Source organism: Nocardia sp. NPDC050697 (assembly GCF_040654395.1).
Lineage (GTDB): Bacteria > Actinomycetota > Actinomycetes > Mycobacteriales > Mycobacteriaceae > Nocardia.
Window position 1 is genome coordinate 397,526 of the sequence record NZ_JBFAHY010000005.1, and the last position, 18,552, is coordinate 416,077.

The following is an 18,552-nucleotide window of genomic DNA, read 5'->3' on the forward strand; positions in this document are numbered from 1 at the left end:
GGGGGTCAGAAGAGCCCGGTGGTCGGCGGTTCCTCGCCGGTCAGGTGGTAGGCGCCCGCGACGGCCTGCTTCCACTGCCGCGGATTGTGGTTGGCGGCGGTGCGGGCATTGCGCCAGTGCCGGTCGTAGCCGAGGTCGCGGCCGGTGATCGAGCCGCCGCCGACGTCGAAGAGCAGTTCGGCGGCGGCCAGGGCGGATTCGATGGCGATCACGCCCGCCTGGGCCACGTGCACGGACGCCGCGGCGCCCGCGGCCCGCAGCGCGTCGCCGGTGAGCCCGTGCACGCGCTCCAGGGTCTCGGCGGCGAGCAGCACGACGGCCCGCGCGGCCTGGGCGCGAGCGGCGATCTCGCCGACGGTCTGCCGGACGTACGGGTCGTCCACGCTGGCCGTCGCGGTGCTGTGCTTGATCGGGCGGGCCCGCTCGCGGACGAACCAGACCGCGTCGTCCAGCGCCCGCGCCGCCACCCCCGCCTGCACGGCGGCCAGGTAGAGCTGGGCGAAGGCGCCGGTCCACGGGTTCGGCTGCTCCGGGGTGCCGAGCTCGGTGACCTCGTCGGCGCGCACCCTGACCTCGGTGAAGCGGGTGGTGCCGCTGGCGGTGAGGCGCTGGCCGACGGCGTCGAAATCGTCGAGCCGCTCGATGCCCTCGCGCGCCAGCGGGACGGTGAACCGCACCACCGTGCCGTCCGCGGCGCGCGCCTGGGTGGAGAACCAGGTCGCGTAGAGGCCGCCGGTGGAGTAGTACTTCTCGCCGTTCACGATCCAGTCGGCGCCGTCCGGCCGCGCGGTGGCATTGATCTGGCCGCCCGCGCCGCCGGTGCGCTCGTTGGCGGTGCCGGCGAAGAGGTCGCGGGCGCGCAGCCGGGCCAGGGTGCGGGCGCGGTGCGGGCGGTCCGGGCGCGCCACCACCTGCTCGGCGGTGAGGAAGCTGCTGCGCAGCGCCTGCGCGATATTGGAGTCGGCGCGGGCGATGCCGATGACGACCTCGGTGACGTCGCGCAGCGAGCCGCCCGCACCGCCCTCGTGCGCGGCGATGCCGGTGAGCGCGATACCGGCCGCGGCCAGCGCGCGGACCTCGGCGAAGGCGTAGTCGCGGGATTCCTCGCGGGTCTTCGCGGTCGCGGCGAGGCGTTCGAGGATCGGGGCGATGGCGGCCCTGATTCCCGCCACGGTGAGCGGTTCCGCGGCGGTGGAGTCCGGGTCGCCCTCAGCGGGCGGTGCCGCGGACAAGTCGGGCTCGCCCTCGGCGAGCGGTTCCTCGACTTCGGTGAGCCGGGCGCTGGGGTCATGGCCTGCGGCGCCGCCGGACGCGGGTTCGTGCAGTGCGGTCATGCCGGGACCTCCTCGATCGTCGGGATGGGCAGGCCGAGCGCGGCCCGCAGGGTGGGGTGCGGTTCGCGCCGGGCGAGGGCGGGGACCACGCGGTCGATGGTGTCGCGGACCGCGTCGGGGCCGCCGACCGGGGCCAGGAGTACCGCGTCGTAAGCGGCGGCCCAGGTGGCGAGCTCCGCGAGGTCGGTGTCCGGGGCGACCTCCGCGCGGCCGATCACCGCGAAGGACCCGGTGGGGACGGGCGCGCCGCGCTCGGCGAACACCACGTCGGCGAGCCCGGCGTCGGCGATACCCGCCTCGACCGCGAGCACCGGACGTCCCTGCACCGAGGACGGGCTGTCCAGCGGCCCGGCGACCCGGTAGTACCGCCCGGCGAAGTCGATGGGCGTGATCAGCGTGTCGTCCAGCACCAGCGCCCGCTCCTGGTCGCCGAGCAGGGCGGCGCGGGGGAAGGACTCCCAGAGCCGGGTCAGCACGGTCGCGTACTCCACCCAGCGCTCGGCGGGCGAATCCGCGGCGGGGTCGGGCGCGGCGGCCGCGCTGACCTCGTCGCCCGCGCCGGGGCGCAGGACGACCCCGGCCCGGCCGCCGACCGCCCGGTCGAAGGAGAGCACCCGGCGGGCCGCGTTGTAGGGGGCGTTGCCGGTGGTCGGCAGGTCGATCAGGTAGCCGAGCTCGGTGGTGCGCCCGGCCAGGTAGGCGGCCACGACGCTCGGATCGAGCGCGCGGCCCGCCGCGGCGGTGTCGCGCAGCCGCAGCGCCACCACGCCAGCCCGCTCGGCCGCGACGGCCAGCTCCGCCGCCGCGGCGAGCGGAACCGGCCCGCCCACGGCGATCTCCAGCAAGACAGGAACAGTCATCACATCTCCTCAGCGCGCCGCTTCGAGCGGCCCGCGCTCCACCGCCGGTGCGGCGGGCAGCCCGAGCCCGAGGTGGTCGCGCAGCGTGGTCCCCTCGTACTCGGTGCGGAACAGCCCGCGCCGCCGCAGCTCCGGCACCAGGTGGTCAGCGAAATCGTCGAAGCCGGAGGGCAGCACGTCCGGCATGACATTGAAGCCGTCCGCGGCGCCGTGCCGGAACCAGCGCTCGATATCGTCCGCCACCTGCTCCGGGGTGCCGACCACGATGCGGTGCCCGCCACCGCCGGAGAGCTTCTTCAGCAGCTGCCGCAGCGTCGGGTTCTCCCGCGCGATGATGTCGCGCACCACCCGGTTGAAGGTCTGCGACCCGGCGCTGGCGTCCGGCGCGTCGAGCAGCTCGGCGGGGAGCGGCTCGTCGTCGGGCAGGCCGTCGAGGGAGAAGCCGAGCTGGCTCGCGAGCCGGGCGCGCGCGTAGGCGTCCGGCAGCACGTCGTCCAGCAGTTCCCGGCGCTGCCGCGCCTCCGCCTCGGTGCTGCCGAGCACGGTGGAGAGCCCCGGCAGCACCACGATCTCGTCCGGGTCGCGGCCGAATTGCCGCGCCCCCTCGCGTAACTCCGTGCGGAAGTCACGGGCCAGGTCGATGTCCTGCTCGGCGGAGAAGATCACCTCGCCGACCCGGGCGGCCAGCCGCTTGCCGTCCGCCGAGCCACCGGCCTGCACCACCACCGGCCGCCCCTGCGGCGACACGTACTCGGTGCGCGCCGCCCAGGCGGCCACCACCCGCTCGACGAAATCGCCCGCGCGCCGGTAGCGCAGCCCGTGCTCGGGCTCGCCGGTGCGGCCGAAGTTCCGCGCCGCCACCGGCCCGGCCGTGGTCACCACGTTCCAGCCGAAGCGCCCGCCGCTCAGGTGGTCCAGGTCGCCGAGGCGCCCCGCCAGCTCGGCCGGGTCGTTGTAGGAGGAGGAGAGCGTGGCGATGAGCCCGATCCGCTCGGTGCGCGCCGCGATCCGGGCCAGCACCGTGGTCGGCTCCAGATTGTTGCCGGTGCGGTGCTTGGTCGAGGGGTCGAGCAGAGGGCCGTCGGCCAGGAAGACGGCGTCCAGCCGCGCCTCCTCGGCCTTGCGCGCGATCGAGGTGTAGTGCTCGATCGAGTACGACGCCAGCCCATCGGTGCCCGGGAAGCGCCAGGAGCCTCCGAACACACCGGAATTCAGAATATTGACATTCAGGTGCAGCTGCCTGCTCATGCCTGCGCCTCCGCGGACGGCCGGTTCCGGTAGTACCCCGGCTCCGGCAAGTCCCCGTTCACCAGGTACGCCCCGACCACCCGCGGCTTGTAGACGACCGGGTTGTGCGAGGCCAGCGTGCGGGCATTGCGCCAGTGCCGATCCAGGTGCGCGCTGTTCCGCGCCGTCGAGGAGCCACCGGCGTCGAAGGCGCGGGTCGCCGCGTCAAGCACCGCCTCGATCACCGCGATCTGCGCGGCCGAGGTATCCAGATAGGCCCGCGTGTAATCGCTTTCCGCGCCGCTGGCGTGCGCCGCCCGCAACCGCTCACCGGCCAGCCGGAGCAGCGTCTCGGCGGTGAGCCTGCGCGCCTCGAGCACCCCGACCACGCCGAGCACCTCCGGGTCCTCGGCCGCCTTCTGGGTGAGCGCGTGCAGGCTGGTCCTGGTGCGGGCGCGCACGATATCCACCGTCTCGGCGACGATGCTGCGCGCGATCCCGGTCAGGTTGGCCAGGTGCACGATCTGCACGAAGGAGTCGAGCCCGCGCAGCGACTCCCGGAACGTCCCGATCTCGCCGTGCGGCTCCACCGGCACATCGGCGAAGAGCGTGGTCCCGCTGCCGGTCTGGCGCTGCCCGATGCCGTCCCAGTCGTCCACGTGGGTGACGCCGGGGTGCCGGGCCGGGATCACCACGAAGCCGCGGCCGCCCGCGTCGTCGGCCACCGCCGCCCGGATGTAGTCGGCGAAGCGCGCGCCGGTCGAGTAGAACTTGGTGCCCGACACCAGCCGCTGCCCGTCCGCGGCGGTCCGCACCTTCGTGGTCGAGGTGCCCCAGCCGGGCGCCAGGTCACCGGCGGAGACCGCCGCCGCGACCACCGCCGACGGCTCGGACTGCGCATTGCCGAACACCGCGCCCGCGCCGATCTTGCGCAGCCAGTGCGCGCGCACCTCGGGATCGGTCTCCAGCAGCAGGATCTCGACCGTGGTGAAGTGGCCGCGCCAGATCTGCGGCACATTGGAGTCGGCCTGCCCGGCCTCGGCCAGCAGCTCGAAGAGCTCCGGCAGCTCGACGCCGAAGCCGCCGAACTCCACCGGCACCCGCAGCCGCCCGAAACCGGCGTCGGCCAGCTCCTGGATCAGCCCGTCCGGGTGCACGAAGGCCAGGTCGCGCTCGCCGACGCCCTTCGCCAGCCGCACCAGCACCGCCCGGATGCGCTGCAGCGCCGCGGCCAGGGTCTCCGGCTGTGTGGTCATGGGGTTCCTCCCGAGATGAGGTCGCGCCCGGCGATGGCGTCAACCAGCCGGACCGTGTAGTCGTCGGCGGGGTGCGCGAAGACCTGCTCCACCGCGCCCTGCTCGACTATCCGGCCCTGCCGCATGACCGCGACCCGGTCCGAGATGGCCCGGACCACGGCGAGGTCGTGCGAGATGAACAGGTAGGTCAGGCCGCGCTCGTCCTGCAGGGTGCGGAGCAGCTCCAGGATCTGCGCCGCCACCGAGACGTCGAGCGCGGAGATCGGCTCGTCCAGCACCACGACCTCGGGCTCGAGCACGAGGGCGCGCGCGATCGCCACCCGCTGCCGCTGCCCGCCGGAGAGCTCGCGCGGGTGCCGCCGGACGAAATCGGCGGGCAACGCGGCGGCTTCGAGCGCCGCCACCACCTGCTCCTCGTTGGGCCGCTTGCCTCGGCGCCTGCCGCCGAACGAGCGCAGCGGCTCGTCCACCACGTCGTACACGTCGAAGCGCGGGTCGAAGGAGGAGTACGGGTTCTGGTAGACGATCTGGACATTGCGCCGTAAGGCACGAAAATCTCTGCGCCGCAGCCGGGTGATGTCGGTGCCGAGCAGGGTGGCGCTGCCGCCGGTGGCGGGGGTGAGCCCGGTCAGCACCCGGGCCGTCGTCGACTTCCCCGACCCCGATTCGCCGACGATGGCGAAGGTCTCACCGCGCCGCACCTGGAACGAGATGCCGTCGACGGCGGTCACGTCGCCGTACTCCTTGCGCAGCCCGGCGACCTCGATCACCGTCTCCCGCTCGGCGGGCGCCGCCGCGCGCGGCCGGATCCGGCCGATCCGGGAGGGCACGCTGTCCAGCAGCTTCCTGGTGTACTCGTGCCGCGGCGCGGCCACGATCTCCCCGGTCGGCCCGGCCTCGACCAGCTCGCCGCCGCGCATCACGCCGATCACGTCGGAGCGGTCGGCGGCGACGCCGAGGTCGTGCGTGACCAGGACGACGCTGGTGCCGAGGCGGCGCCGGATGTCGTCGATCAGGTCCAGCACCTGCTTCTGCACCGTGGCGTCGAGCGCGGAGGTCGGCTCGTCGGCGATGATCAGCTCCGGCTCGGCCGCCACCGCCGCCGCGATCAGCACCCGCTGCCGCATGCCGCCGGAGAGCTCGTGCGGGTACTGCCGGTAACGCCGCTCCACCTCGGTGAAGCCGACCAGCTCGAAGAGCTCGTACACCCGCGCCCGGCGCGCCGCGGCGTCCAGGTCGGTGTGCAGCAGCAGCACATCCTCCACCTGGGGCCCGACCCGCCGCACCGGGTCCAGCGAGACCGCCGGGTCCTGCGGAATCAGGCTCACCGCCCGGCCGCGGACCCGCCGCCAGCCCTGCTCCGAGAGCTCGGTGAGCTCCTGCCCGGCGAAGGCGATCCGCCCGCCGAGCACCTCGCCGTTCTCCGGCAGCAGCCCGAGCACCGCGTGCGCGGTGGTGGTCTTGCCCGACCCCGACTCGCCGACCAGCGCCAGCACCTGCCCGGGCGCCACCTCGAAGGAGACGCCGCGCAGCACCGGGGCGAGCGTGCCGCCGGTGCGGTACCCGACGCTCAGGTCGCGCACCGAGAGCACCGCCGTCGCGGTCCGGGCGTCCTCGTCGACCAGGGTCACGGCTGCCTCCTCGTGATGTGGTGCGCGATGTGGTTGGTGGCCAGCACCACCGCGACCACGGTGAGCCCCGGCCAGAGCGTGAGCCAGCCGCGGGTCGCGATGTAGTTGCGGCCGTCCGAGACCAGCCGCCCCCACTCCGGCTCCGGCGGCTGCGCGCCGAGCCCGAGGAAGCTGAGCGAGGCGATCCAGATGATGGCGATGCCGAACTGCACCGTGATCAGCGAGACCGTCGGCGCGATGGAGTTCGGGAGCACGTGCCTGCGCAGGATGTCGAGCGTCGAGGCGCCGCTGGTGATCGCGGCCTCCACATAGGTGCTGGTCCGCGCCTTGAGCACCTCGGAGCGGATGAGCCGGGCGAAGGTCGCCGATGTGGTGAGCCCGACCGCGATCCCCGCCTGCAGCACCCCGAAGCCGAGCAGCACCACGATGGTGATGGCGAGCAGGAAGCCCGGGATCGCCAGCACCACGTCGATCACCCGCATGAGCGCGCTGTCGGTGAAACCGGCGAACCACCCGGCCAGCGCGCCGAGCAGCGACCCCACCAGCACCCCGACGCCGACCGCGACCGCCGAGCCGAGCAGCGAGGCGCGGGCACCGTAGACCACCCGGGTGTAGAGGTCGCGGCCCAGCTGGTCGGTGCCGAACCAGTGCTCACCCGAGGGCGGCCGCAGCTTGTTCGCCGGATCCGGCAGCAGCGGGTCGTAGCTGACGAACAGGTGCGGGAGCGCCGCCCAGAGCAGCGCGGTCGCCACCACGGCGATGGCGAGCACCAGCGTCCAGTTCGCGCCGAGCCGGCGCAGCGGCGACGCCTTCTGCGCGCGTTCCGGCGCGTTCTTCTCGTGTTCCAGGACGGCGGTCACGGCATGGCCACTTCCGCCGGGAGCCCGCGCGGGGGAACGACCACCCGCGGGCTGCGCTTGCGCACCGCCTTGGTGAAACGCTGCGTCCGGCCGTCGACCAGCACCCGCGGGTCCACGAAGGGATACACCAGGTCCACCGCGAGATTCACCAGCACGTAGGCGGCCGCGGAGAGCAGCACGACGCCCTGCACCACCGGCAGGTCCTGGGTCTCCACCGCGCCCACCGTGAGCTGCCCTATCCCGTCCCGCGCGTACACCGCCTCGGTCACCACCGAGCCCGCGATGAGCTCGCCGAAGGTCAGCCCGAGCAGCGTCAGCACCGGCAGCGAGGAGTTGCGCAGCACGTCCTTGCGGAAGACGAAGCCCTCCCCCGCGCCCTTGGCCCGCAGCACGTGCACGAACGGCTGCCGCCTGGTGCCCCGGATCGAGGTCGCGAAGACCTGCGACATCGGCGCCGCCACCAGCAGCCCCAGCGTCGCGGCCGGGGCGAGCAGCGCCAGCGCCGTCCCGTCGTCCACCGAGGGGATCAGGTGGAGGCGGAAGGAGAGGAACTGCAGCGCCAGGATGCCCACCACGAAGGTCGGCACCGAGGCGAAGAGCGCGGGCGCCGAGCCGGCGAGGTCGCGCAGCCACGCCCACCGCCCGTAGTTGATCAGCACCGCGACCACCCCGGCGAAGACCAGCCCGAAGACCAGGGCCAGCCCGGTGAGCGCCAGCGTGCCGGGCAGCGCCGCCCCGATCATGTCGGTGACCGGGGTGCCGGTGGCGAGCGAGAAGCCGAACTCACCGCGCAGCGCCGCCGCCAGCCCGTGCAGGTACTGCTCCGGAATCGGCCGGTCCAGCCCGTAGTACTCCAGCATCATCCGCCCCGCCTCCGGGGAGATCTGCGCATCCGGGTTCTGGATCCGGTTGTTCACCGAATCCCCCGGGAGCGCACTCAGCAGCGCGAACGACAGGGTGTAGGCCGCGAGCAGCACCAGCACCGCCTGGGCGAGCCGCTTCAGGACGTAGCCGCGCATCCCCTCACTCCTCGATCCAGGTGTCGTACAGCCAGGTGCGGGCGGTGGACTCGGTGCCGAAGCCGTGCACCGTCGGCGCCAGGCCGAAGACCTGGGTCTCGTCGTAGAGCGGGATCACGTAGCCCTCGGCGAAGAGGTAGTCCTGGATCGCCGCGACCGCCTGCGCCCGCTTGGCCGGGTCGAACTCGAAGGCCTGCGCGCGGACCAGCTCGTCCAGCTTCGCGTCCGGGGTGGGGTTGTGCAGCTCGTTGGTGGCGGTGCTGTCGTAGGCCGAGCGCAGCACGTCCGGCTCGGCCCGGGAGAGCTGCCCCTGCACCAGCGCCCAGCTGTCGGCGCGGGCGGTCTGGGTGGCCTCGTACTCCGTGAGCGAGGTCGCGTTGATGTTCAGCTCGACCCCGGCCTTCTTCCACTGCGACTGCAGCAGCTCCAGCACCGGCTGCGCGACCTGGTAGTACGGCGCGATCCAGATCTCGATCCGGAGCCGCCTGCCGTCCCGCTCCCTGATCCCGTCCGCGCCCTTCTTCCAGCCCGCCTGCTCCAGCAGCGAATTCGCCTTGCCCAGGTCGTATTTCAATGCGTCACCGGCGTCCGGCCGCTGCGGCGTGCCCTGCACCAGGATGCTGCCCGGGATCGGGTAGCTCGGGGAGAGCACCGTCTGGTTGATCTCCGCCCGGTCGGTGGCCGCCTGCAGCGCCAGCCGCACGTTCTTGTCGGTCACCGGCGCCGTCGAATCCAGCTGCGGCGACAGCTTGTTCGTCTGCCCCTGCACCGCGAAGGCCTCGATGCGCCCGCCCTGCGCGCGCACCGTCTCCTCGTCGTACGGGGCGATATTGCGCGCGATGTGCGCCTCACCGGATTGCAGCGCCCCCACCCGGGTCCCCGCCTCCGGCACCGTCTTGAAGACCACCCGCTCCAGGTACGCGCGCCCCTGATGCCCGGAGCCCTCCGGCGCCCAGTTGTAGTCCTCGCGCCGCTTCAGCGTGATCCCGGTCGTGCCGTTCACCGACTCCACCACGAAGGGCCCCGAGGCGATCCAGTTCTGCGCCTGCCCCTGCCCGTTCAGATCCCGCTCCAGGAACGGCTTCGCCAGAATCGACCCCGCCCGATAGAAAGAGGTCACCTGCAGGAAGCCCACATTCGGCTTGCTGAAGTTCACCTTCACGGTGAGCGGCGCCACGACTTCACTACCGGTGTAATTCGCGAAGAACGAATCCGGCGGAATTCCGAGCGCCTTGTCCCCGAAACCGTGCTGGTCGTAATTGGCCTTCACGATCGCCGCGTCCACCGGATCACCGTTGCTGAACGTCACCCCCTCGCGCAGCGTGAAGGTGTAGCTCAGCTTGTCCGCGCTGATCTCCCACGACTTCGCCAGCCACGGCCGCACCGCGCCCGACTCCGGATCCTGCCAGGTCAGCCGGTCCGCCAGATTGTTCGTGACCTGGCTGTTCGACCAGATCGACGCCGTCGGCAGCCACGCCGTGTACTGCACCGGATCGTAGAAGTTCAGCGTCCCCCCGTAGACCGGAGCACCCCCCTCCGCCCCCGTCGAATTCGACGGCCCGCCACACGCGGCGAGCGCTGTCACGAGAGCGGTCGCCACCGTCGCGGTGGCCAGAAGTCTGCGGAATCGGATATTCCTCATGGCGGTGGTAGGTCTTCCTCGAAAATCGCACGCCGACGATCCGGCGTTGTCCGGAGAAGTTGACCATTTCGGCGGGGGTGGGGCGACGGGTCAGCTCAGCGTGATTCGAACTCCGCGATCGTGAAGTTTTCCTCCATTCGGCGGCCCGGCACGACGTACGCCGTCGTCCGCCAGTCCCGCTCCCCGCCCCCGGCCGCGTCGAACCGCCGGCCAGGCGCAGGGTCTCGATTCGAGACTTCGATGCGAGATCCCCGTTGCGAAGGGACCGATACATCGCGCAGTAGGCAATTCCCCGATCTTCCTACTCCGCGCGCGGAAACCACTTCACAATCGGGGCGAGTGCCGACGTCGTCGGCTGGAGGCGGCGGCGAGGGCGGGAACCGCATGAGAATCAAACCACGGCAGCAACTTCTGGAGCTGTGGCGAGCAGTCTTCACGTACCGATCCGCGGACCCCTGGCTCGGCGGCGGGCGCGACGCATCCAATTCGATCAACGATGCCGAGCAGCTGCTGTGCCTGCTGTACCCGGCGACCGAGATCACCGCCTTCGCCCTGCATCAGCCGGACAATGTCGCGCCCGATGTGCATCGCGCACTGGAGCCGTGGGGCGATTCGACCGTGGTCGGCGGTTTGCTGGTCGGGCTGCTGGAAGAATATCTGCGGCGCTACTCCGAACCGGATGGCGAGCCGATCTTCAGCGCGGGCTCCTACTTTCGCGCAGCGGACGGCCAGCCGACCGATGCGCAACTCGCGCTCGATGTGGTCGATTCCTACTCCATGTCCCTGAGCCTGTGCATCGCGGCGCTTCGCTTCCTCCGCGGACTGGAGGGCTCGCTGGCGGGGGAACTGCGTCAAAGCGACCGGGATGTCTTCGAACGGATAGCACCACTCCGTGCGAAGACGAGCGCCCGCCTCACCGCGGCGATGACCGGGCTGGTCCGCAGTTTTGTCATCCACACTCCCACGCCGGGGGAGCCCGCGCACCGGGAGATCCTCCGGATGGTGAGCCAGAACCGCACGCCGGCGGAGACACTTCCGCGGCTCACGCGCGAACTGGAGCGGCTGCGGGTGCGGGCCTCGAACGAAGTCAGGTTCGGTCAGCTCTCCGGGGTGGACGTCGCCGACGACCGGCGGCTGTTCGAGTGCGGCTGGGGCTGGGGCGTCGTCGAGACCGCGGCGGAGGTCGACATCGTGCCCACCCGGGTAGGCCGGATGCCGGGGCACGCCGCGCCCCGGCCGTACCTCTACTTCACGGCGGTCGCCCTCGACGGGATCAGCGATCTCGCCTCGCAGCGCATCCAGGAACTCGAACTGCTGAACGACGAGCAGCGAGCCCTCGGCGACGCCCTGCAGCTGCGATTCGAGCTGGCGCGGACCTACTGGAGCACGGTTGCCCGATTCGGCGGCGGACGCTGGCCACTGGAGGACATTCCCTGGCGCACCTCGGACGGTCAGGAGTCCGATTACTACAGCCTGGTGGTGACGGCCATTCTGATCCAGGATCTGGTTCATCGGGACAGTACCGACGACCTGGCGCGCACCGTCGCGGTCTTCGATCAGCTGGCCCGGCGCGGCCGGATCACCAGCAGGGTCACAACAGCCGACCCCGCTGTCGCACTGCATCACCCGGGCGTCCTGATGGAACTCGCCGGCAGCGACATCGGCGGTGGATCGGTGCTGCACTGGTACGTCTCCGACTACGCGACCATGCTGCTGAAGCGCTGCTTGCAGGCGAGCAGGTTACGCACCGATGTGCGCACCCGCGATCAGCTGATGAGCCTCGCCGAGGCGGCGATGGAGCACCTCGCGACTCGGATGAAGGGCAACGGCGCTGCCGCCGGCCTCTGGGACGAGCCGGATCCCGCGGCGACAGGTGCGGGCGTCTCCTGGTTCATCACCGAACGGATGATGGAGTGCCTGGTCGTCGCACACAACACCTTCGAGACCGATCCGCTCGCGCCCGTCACCATGGTCAATCGCGCGGTCGATCTGCTCAGCGAGGCCGAGCATCTGCTCAACCGCGAGGAGCTGCGCATCGAGGGCTACCAGCTCTCGCCCAGCGAGCGGGAGGTCGGCCGGATCCGGCAGAAACTCGACCGGGCACGGGACATCCTGGTCGAACAACCGGCCACCGCGCACAGCCTGGCGGCGGAGGCGCTCGTCGCGCTGGACGACCTGGCGTACGCGCGCAGGGAAGCGACCCGGTGAGGCCGTGATGCTGGTCTTCGCGACATCCGACAAGGGCGGCACCGGGCGCTCGGTCACCAGTTGCAATATCGCGCACAGGCTCACCCTCGCGGGCCGCAATGTCGCCTATGTCGACTTCGATTTCGGATCCCCGACGGCGGGCGCGCTCTTCGAGATCGATGGCTACGAGCGCGGCGTCAAGACCGGCGGCGGCATGCACTCCTATCTGCTCGGTAGGACCGGAGAGGCGCTTCGGCTCGAAGTCGGGCCGGCGACCCAGCGCGTGGAATTCAAGCGGGCGGCGCAGCGCGCGGGCAGGCTGTTCCTGTTCCCCGGTGACGAGGGCGGTGCCGACCTGCTCACCACGAATGACGGGGTCGTCCAACGCTGCGCCGCCCTGCTGGCCAACCTCGCGAGCGAGTTCCACGTGGTGATCGTCGACCTCAGCGCAGGCCGCACCGGCGCGCTCGACGTCGCGCTCCGGGCGACGGCGCAGGGCCCGCTCCGCGGCACCACAGCGCGCTGGCTGGTGTTCCACCGGTGGACGCGACAGCACATCCTGGCGGCCGCGGGCCTTGTCTACGAACAACACGGGCTCCTGGATCTCGGTGTCCAGTGCGGCCACGACAGAGCTCGACTGCTCGGCGCCACCCGATTCGTTCGTACCGCGGTGCCGGTCTCCCCCGGCCAGGTCGGCGCCGAGCGTGGCGCTCAGGCAGCGTGGCTCCAAGCGCAGGACGAAGTGCTCCGCAGGCTCGCCGCCGCCAACAAGGTCGGAAAGACCAAGGTGCTCGGCATCACCCCGATCGAACCGATTCTGCTGTGGCGGGAGCAGGTGATCCTGGACAACGACATCAACGCCCACATCGCCAATCCCGAAACCGTGGCCGCGTATCAAGAACTCGCCCGGCGTCTCGTCGACGACGCGGCCTGGGAGGTGTAGCGCGATGGCCGTTCGCTCCGCTTACGACGAGGCCACCGAGCACGCACCGGTCGCCCACGTTCCGCTGTCGCACCTTTCGATCGAGGTCGGGCACTTCCGGCTGAAGGAGATCACCGACGACCCCGCTCTCGTGCGTGCGGAGTTCCGCCGGATCGTCCCGTTGATCTCGGCATTCGTGGAATCCACCCGGCTTCGGCACGGCGACGGGGCACGGATAAGCACGTGCTACCTGCTCGACGACTACTTCCAGCCGGAAACCGACCCCTCGGAGATCCTTCCCGAGCTGCTCACCGCGGCGAGTGAAGCGGGATTGGTCATCGACTATCTCGGGCGGGAATCGGCATGCTGGCGAGCCGCACCGTTCGCCAATGGCGCGGCATGCGGTGAACCCCTTCCGGTCGCCGAGATGGTCGCGGCGCGAATCGTTTCCGAGCCCGCGCCGCCCGACAACGGCAGCAGGCCGCCCACCGCCCAGTCGGGGTGGCTGTGCAACGGGCGCAGGTCCTCGGAGTACGAGCCGAGCCAGGCGATGCGGACGCGCACCTATCGGCCACCGGAGGAATTCGGCCGACGATCGCACTCGATCTTTCTCGACGTCGAGCTCTGGAGCCAAGGGCTCGGGCAGGGCCGGCCCGAGCGGCAATGGTCCTGCCAGTTCCTGGCCTCGGTGTGGCACCTGTTCCGGCTCGGTATGCTGCGGCACCACGGAGCGGTGGTGGCGGAGCCGCACCTCTGGCAGGGCAGGCCGTGGCCGGACAACTGGCAGGACCTGCCGCCGGTGATGCAGCTGAACCCGACGGCCGCGCCGTTCGCCGCGTTCAAGACCCTGTCGATGCTGCCGAAGCAGTACCTCCCGATCGAGCACGCCGTCCGGGTGATATTGGACCACCTGGATCTGGACGACGACATCACGCACGACGTCGTCGCCCGCGGCGCGAGCGAGGACAACCCGATCATGGTGTCCCGCAATATCAATGAGCGGGTGTCGCATCTGCTGCTCGACGGGTCGTGAAATGCCGTCGGGCACTCCGCTGATCGTGCTGGGGGAGACCCGGACCTGTCTGCTGCCCTCGGCGATCGCGCTCGCCCGGCTGGAGGCCAGGGAATTTCTCAGCCTGATTCCGGGACGTTCCGTGTGGTGGCGGGAGCGTCCGGGCACGCTGGCGATCTCGCCGTCGCTGGCGGTCGGGGTCGATTGCCGGCTCGCGCTTCGTCCCGAGCCCGCCCATATCGTCGGAACCGTCGCGACGAATCTCCGGCTGGCGGGCGGCCGGATCCTGCAATCGTCCGCCAGGACAGCGGTGCTCCGGGCCGAGGAACGACGGCGGCGGCCGTGGTCGCACTACCTGCGCCGGAAGGGGACGGTCGAGGTCATCAATTCCATTCCGGAGCGCGCCGTGGCGAGCCCGGCACTCGAGGACGGCTTTCTGGACGGCACCCGCGGCGAGGACATCCTCGACCTCGGCTCGATCAGCGAGCGGTTGCTGACCGGCGCCCGCAGCCACCCCCTGCTGGACCAGCGGCCCCCGGTGCGGGTGGGTGCCACGCGGCTGCGGTGGACGGCTCGCATCGGCGGCAATACCGGGCCGTCGATGTCCATGTCGCTCGACGACGACACCACCCGCTCGGTGCGGCTCGTCATCCGGGACGAAGCGGGGATCGAGGACGCGCAACGATTCTGTGAGGACCTCGCGGCCCACGACTGGCTGCTGACCGTGCTCACCACGGTGCTCTCGGACGCGGACCGTTTCAGCACCGCCAGCAGGGACCAGCTCGAGCTCCTGAGCCCGGCCCTCGTACACCTCACGGGGCTGTGGATGCCGGGGGCGCGCACCCCCGCCGCCATGCGCACCCTGTGGAAAGAACTGCAGACCGACCCCGGATTCACCCGGCAGTGGAACACCCAGGCCGCGCGGATTCGTGACGGTATCGCAGTGGCGACGCTCGAGTTCCTGCGACAGCGGGCCCTGCAGTTCGACCAGTAGGCGGCCCGGGGCTACATCCGGAACCAGCGCCGCACGAGCAGGGCGAAGAAGACCGCCATGGTGAGGGCTCCGGCCCAGGATTCGATTCCGAAGACCACGTGCGCCGCGCCGTCGACCTGCGCGAGGTTGCCCGGACCGAGCGGGCCGAGGAAGGTGGTCAGAGCCATGTAGGTGAGGTTCCAGTTCGATTCGCCACCCCCGATCGCCAGGACCAGGGTGGTGAAGAACGCCAGCTGCAGCACCACCCAGCCCAGGAGCCACGAGGGTCGATAGCCGTAACCGCACAGCAGGTCGGCGAGCCGGCCCATCCCGCGCCGCCAGGCATCGGGCTGGGCGGCCGTGCGGGCCCTGGCGAGCAACAGCCCGCACCTGTCCTCGCCCTCGGTGTCCTCGGTCATCCGGTGCAGCGCCTTGGCCCGCTGGTAGGCCCGGACCGCGTGCTGATGCAGCCGGGCCGCCGAGAAGACGCCCGCTACCGCCTCGAACTCCGCCGCGAGCTGAATGCTCTGCCTGCCGCTCAGCCGCAGCGGACTGCGGAACTCCAGTTCGGCGGCGAGGAAGGCCGCGATGACGGCGCTCGGCACCGGGCCCGGCGCATCGTCGGGCTCGGGGTCGATCGCCGCCCTGTACAGCTGATGGAAGAAAAGGGCATGCGACCGATTCCGAGCGACCGACGGCGTGTAGAAGACGAGTAGCTCCTCGACTTTCTCATCGAACTCGTGGAGTACCGGTCGGTTCGCATCCTCATTCGAGTCATACTTGAGCGCACGATTCGATATGCGATCCTGCATTGAGGCGTCCGACGATTCCAAGCCCCCCATAAAGCGTCCTACTTCAATTGTCGATCGGATACTCGTATACGTATCGAGGTTCGTTCGGCCCGAAATACTCTTCCTCGTATCGCGACCGTCGGAAACCCGCCTTTTCGAACCGCCGGATCGCCTCGCCGTTGTCGGGCCGCACCGTCAGCCACACCCGCTTGTCCCGATCCGAGAGAGCGTCGCGCAACAGCGCGCTACCGAACCCGTGGCCGCGGTGGCGCGGGTCGACTGCGAATGTGAAAAGTAGTGCCGCATCATCGTTCTCGAGCATCAGAGCATATCCGATGACCAGCCCCTCCGCCTCCGCGACGAGCCACTTGCTGCCGTGCACGTCGAATAGCTGACGAAGCATCAGATAGGTGTAGGGCTCGGGGAAGGCGCTCGCTTCGATGGCGACGATCCGGGCGAGGTCGGCCGAACAAGCCGGTCGGCACTTCAGCTCGAGCTCCGTGGGTGTGGACATGCGCTCCCTACTCTGGGCGATCGAGATTCCACCGCCGATGTTTTTGCGCCAGTCTAGAGCGCCGCACGCCGAATGTTGTAGCAGCACGTCACTACAACCGTGAAGATTGTGTTATGGCCGGGTCAAACCGACAAAACCCGGGAAACGCCGGGCCCGACCGGCTCCGAACGGACGTGCGAGAAATCAGCCGATCAGGGGGTCGAGGCGCGCGCGGACCGTCGCGGACGGATCGCCGGACTGCTCCGCGGCCCGGCACAATTCTCCGGCGAACCGATCGCGCAGTTCGCCGGAGCGCTCGGCGCACAGGCCGAGGAGGTACTCGGCCTGGTCCGGCGTGAGGCCGTAGACCAGCATGATGACGGCGGCGGCGCGGTGGTCGGCGGGCGGGCCGGAGGTGCCCGGGAGCACCGAGTCGGAGGCACCGGATTCGGGGGCGGGCAGGAGCAGCACATCGCCGGAGATGCCCGCGGGCGAACCGGGTAAACGCCGCTCGGCGGGGTGGCGGGAAGCCGGTGGCGGAACGGACAGCGGCTCCACCCGGACGAACCGGATGGAGCCGCCTGTCCCCCGGACCTACCGCCGGGCCGGTACGCCCTACTTCGCCGCCGGCGGAACCGGCGCGGGCGCGTTGATCGTGGAGAAGTACTGGATCGCCGCCCCGACGATCACCGGCGCGGTGACCAGAATCTGGCCGGCCAGCGTGCCGAGCGCCCCGATGGCGAGAATGCCACCGATGCAGCCGATGGCGGCGGCCGGAACGAACGGCCCGAACAGCCCGACGATGGTCGCCGACGCGACGGTGGCGCCGGCGATCCCGCCGAGCACGCAGCCGGCCGCACCGCCGACGAGCCCGCCGACCAGCGTGCCGATGGTGGCACCCGCGCTGATGGTGCTGGTCAGCCGCGACCAGGCGGCGACCTCGCGGTCGTACTCGTTCTTGAACGGCGCCTTGTCCTCGTACGGCAGCGCGACCGGCTTGTAGACGGCCTGCGCCACGTCGAGCTGCGGCGTCAGCGTCGCGGTGCGGTCGGCGATCTGCGCGACGATGGGGAACTCGAAGTCGTCGATGCGGAAGCTCAGGGGCGTCCCGGCGATGAGGTCGCCGTTCGGGGCCTTGATCTTCAGCGCGGCGTCCTCGACGACGAGGGAGCCCTCGTCGATGCTGATGATGCTCTGGGTATCGGTGGCGTGCGCGGTGAAATCGACGGTGCCGTCACCGGCCGGAGCCGCGCCGGCGGTGCCGGACGCGATTCCGCAAGCGGCGACCAGGCCCGCGGCCACCGCGACGATCTTCCTCATCCTGATGTTTCCTCTCGGTTTTCGGTGCACCCGGCAGCCCGGTCGGGCTCCGGGTAGTCAGAGGTCGAGGACGAGCAGGTCCTCGGCGCGGGAGACGCAGAGCATCATGGTGGTCCCGGCGGCCTGTTCGTCCGCGGTGAGCAGCGAGTCGCGGTGGTCGACGGCGCCGGCGAGCACGGTGGTCTCGCAGCTGCCGCAGGTGCCTTCGCGGCAGGAGGTGATGACCGGGACGCCGGCCGCCTCCAGCACGTCGGCGATGGAGCGGCCAGGGGGGATCCGGAAGGTCCGGCCGGTGCTCGCCAGCCGGACCTCGAACTCGGTGTCGGCGCCGGCCTGGACCGGCTTCGGCGCGAAACGCTCGACGTGGACCGGCATTCCGCGCTCGGTGCCCGCGGCGACGGTGGCGGCGAGCAGCGGTTCGGGGCCGCAGCAGTAGACGGTGGCGCGCGGGTGGCGGTCCAGGAGCTCGGCGATGGGGAGCAGGCCGTGCTCGTCCTGCGGCAGCAGCCGCACGGCGGCCGGGTGGCGCTCGGCCAGCGCTCCGGCGAAGGCCATGTGGGCCCGGCTGCGGCCGCCGTAGTAGAGCTGCCAGGGGGCCGCGGCGGTGGTGGTCATGGCCAGCAGCGGCGTGATCCCGATGCCGCCCGCGACGAACAGGTACTCCTCGGCCTCGACCAGCTCGAAGTTGTTGCGCGGCGGCGAGACCTGGAGCAGGGAACCCTCCAGCGCGGTGCGGTGCAGGTGGTCGGAGCCGCCGCGGCCGCCTGGCTCGTGCAGGACGGCGATGCGCCAGCTCCCGGTGTCGCCGGGGTCGCCGCAGAGCGAGTACTGCCGGACGCCGGTGGGGCCGGCGGCGACGTCGATGTGGGCACCCGGACGCCAGCCCGGCAACGGCGCGCCCGCGGCGTCGGCCAGGTCGAGCGCGAAGACGCCGGCCGCCTCGTCCCGGCGGGCGCGCACCCGTACCGTGATGTCGTTCATCTGGTCTCCTCACCGGACGGTGTGATGCGGTAACCGTCACCGGA

The 18,552-nt window shown here is 71.1% G+C and carries 17 protein-coding genes; 4 read left to right on the plus strand and 13 right to left on the minus strand.

Annotated features, from left to right (window positions below):
- Nucleotides 1-5 precede the first annotated feature (5 nt).
- The 8 genes from AB0H71_RS20485 to AB0H71_RS20520 are packed head-to-tail and all read right to left on the minus strand — an operon-like array spanning nucleotide 6 to nucleotide 9,829.
- Nucleotides 6-1,334, minus strand: a complete 1,329-nt coding sequence (locus AB0H71_RS20485) for an acyl-CoA dehydrogenase family protein (protein ID WP_357022971.1) — start codon at nucleotides 1,332-1,334, stop codon at nucleotides 6-8.
- Nucleotides 1,331-2,194, minus strand: a complete 864-nt coding sequence (locus AB0H71_RS20490) for an LLM class flavin-dependent oxidoreductase (RefSeq protein WP_357022974.1) — start codon at nucleotides 2,192-2,194, stop codon at nucleotides 1,331-1,333. The genes AB0H71_RS20485 and AB0H71_RS20490 overlap by 4 nt, the downstream gene beginning before the upstream one ends.
- A gap of 9 nt (nucleotides 2,195-2,203) precedes the next feature.
- Nucleotides 2,204-3,442: an LLM class flavin-dependent oxidoreductase gene (locus AB0H71_RS20495; protein WP_357022977.1), complete on the minus strand. Its 1,239-nt coding sequence runs from the start codon at nucleotides 3,440-3,442 to the stop codon at nucleotides 2,204-2,206.
- Nucleotides 3,439-4,677: an acyl-CoA dehydrogenase family protein gene (locus tag AB0H71_RS20500; protein WP_357022980.1), complete on the minus strand. Its 1,239-nt coding sequence runs from the start codon at nucleotides 4,675-4,677 to the stop codon at nucleotides 3,439-3,441. The genes AB0H71_RS20495 and AB0H71_RS20500 overlap by 4 nt, the downstream gene beginning before the upstream one ends.
- A complete protein-coding gene (locus AB0H71_RS20505) occupies nucleotides 4,674-6,308 on the minus strand; it encodes an ABC transporter ATP-binding protein (protein WP_357022982.1) in 1,635 nt (544 codons plus the stop codon). Before AB0H71_RS20505 ends, AB0H71_RS20500 begins: the two co-directional genes overlap by 4 nt.
- A complete protein-coding gene (locus AB0H71_RS20510; protein WP_357022985.1) occupies nucleotides 6,305-7,168 on the minus strand; it encodes an ABC transporter permease in 864 nt (287 codons plus the stop codon). The genes AB0H71_RS20505 and AB0H71_RS20510 overlap by 4 nt, the downstream gene beginning before the upstream one ends.
- Nucleotides 7,165-8,187: an ABC transporter permease gene (locus AB0H71_RS20515; RefSeq protein ID WP_357022988.1), complete on the minus strand. Its 1,023-nt coding sequence runs from the start codon at nucleotides 8,185-8,187 to the stop codon at nucleotides 7,165-7,167. Before AB0H71_RS20515 ends, AB0H71_RS20510 begins: the two co-directional genes overlap by 4 nt.
- Before the next feature lie 4 nt (nucleotides 8,188-8,191).
- Nucleotides 8,192-9,829 (minus strand): ABC transporter substrate-binding protein, encoded by a 1,638-nt coding sequence (locus AB0H71_RS20520; RefSeq protein WP_357022991.1) that lies wholly within the window; start codon nucleotides 9,827-9,829, stop codon nucleotides 8,192-8,194.
- A gap of 384 nt (nucleotides 9,830-10,213) precedes the next feature.
- Between AB0H71_RS20520 and AB0H71_RS20525 the strand changes: the two genes are divergently transcribed.
- Genes AB0H71_RS20525 through AB0H71_RS20540 form a run of 4 tightly spaced genes read left to right on the plus strand, consistent with a single transcriptional unit; the run spans nucleotide 10,214 to nucleotide 14,944 of the window.
- Nucleotides 10,214-12,037: an SCO2524 family protein gene (locus tag AB0H71_RS20525; RefSeq protein WP_357022994.1), complete on the plus strand. Its 1,824-nt coding sequence runs from the start codon at nucleotides 10,214-10,216 to the stop codon at nucleotides 12,035-12,037.
- A 7-nt stretch (nucleotides 12,038-12,044) separates the two neighbouring features.
- A complete protein-coding gene (locus AB0H71_RS20530) occupies nucleotides 12,045-12,959 on the plus strand; it encodes an SCO2523 family variant P-loop protein (protein ID WP_357022996.1) in 915 nt (304 codons plus the stop codon).
- Nucleotides 12,960-12,963: 4 nt separating this feature from the next.
- Nucleotides 12,964-13,971: an SCO2522 family protein gene (locus tag AB0H71_RS20535; protein WP_357023000.1), complete on the plus strand. Its 1,008-nt coding sequence runs from the start codon at nucleotides 12,964-12,966 to the stop codon at nucleotides 13,969-13,971.
- Nucleotide 13,972: 1 nt separating this feature from the next.
- A complete protein-coding gene (locus AB0H71_RS20540) occupies nucleotides 13,973-14,944 on the plus strand; it encodes an SCO2521 family protein (protein ID WP_357023003.1) in 972 nt (323 codons plus the stop codon).
- An 11-nt stretch (nucleotides 14,945-14,955) separates the two neighbouring features.
- Here AB0H71_RS20540 and AB0H71_RS20545 read toward each other — a convergent pair whose 3' ends face one another.
- The 5 genes from AB0H71_RS20545 to AB0H71_RS20565 form a co-directional block, all read right to left on the minus strand.
- On the minus strand, nucleotides 14,956-15,528 hold the full coding sequence (locus AB0H71_RS20545; protein WP_357023005.1) for a hypothetical protein: 573 nt from the start codon (nucleotides 15,526-15,528) through the stop codon (nucleotides 14,956-14,958).
- A gap of 250 nt (nucleotides 15,529-15,778) precedes the next feature.
- Entirely contained in the window at nucleotides 15,779-16,228 is a 450-nt protein-coding gene (locus AB0H71_RS20550) for a GNAT family N-acetyltransferase (protein WP_357023008.1), read from the minus strand.
- 183 nt (nucleotides 16,229-16,411) lie between these two features.
- Entirely contained in the window at nucleotides 16,412-16,765 is a 354-nt protein-coding gene (locus tag AB0H71_RS20555) for a hypothetical protein (RefSeq protein WP_357023011.1), read from the minus strand.
- 57 nt (nucleotides 16,766-16,822) lie between these two features.
- Nucleotides 16,823-17,533, minus strand: coding sequence for a hypothetical protein (locus AB0H71_RS20560; RefSeq protein ID WP_357023315.1), 711 nt, complete (start codon nucleotides 17,531-17,533; stop codon nucleotides 16,823-16,825).
- 51 nt (nucleotides 17,534-17,584) lie between these two features.
- The gene (locus AB0H71_RS20565; RefSeq protein WP_357023014.1) at nucleotides 17,585-18,508 is read right to left on the minus strand and encodes a PDR/VanB family oxidoreductase; all 924 of its coding nucleotides are present in this window, start codon (nucleotides 18,506-18,508) and stop codon (nucleotides 17,585-17,587) included.
- Between the last annotated feature and the right edge of the window lie 44 nt (nucleotides 18,509-18,552).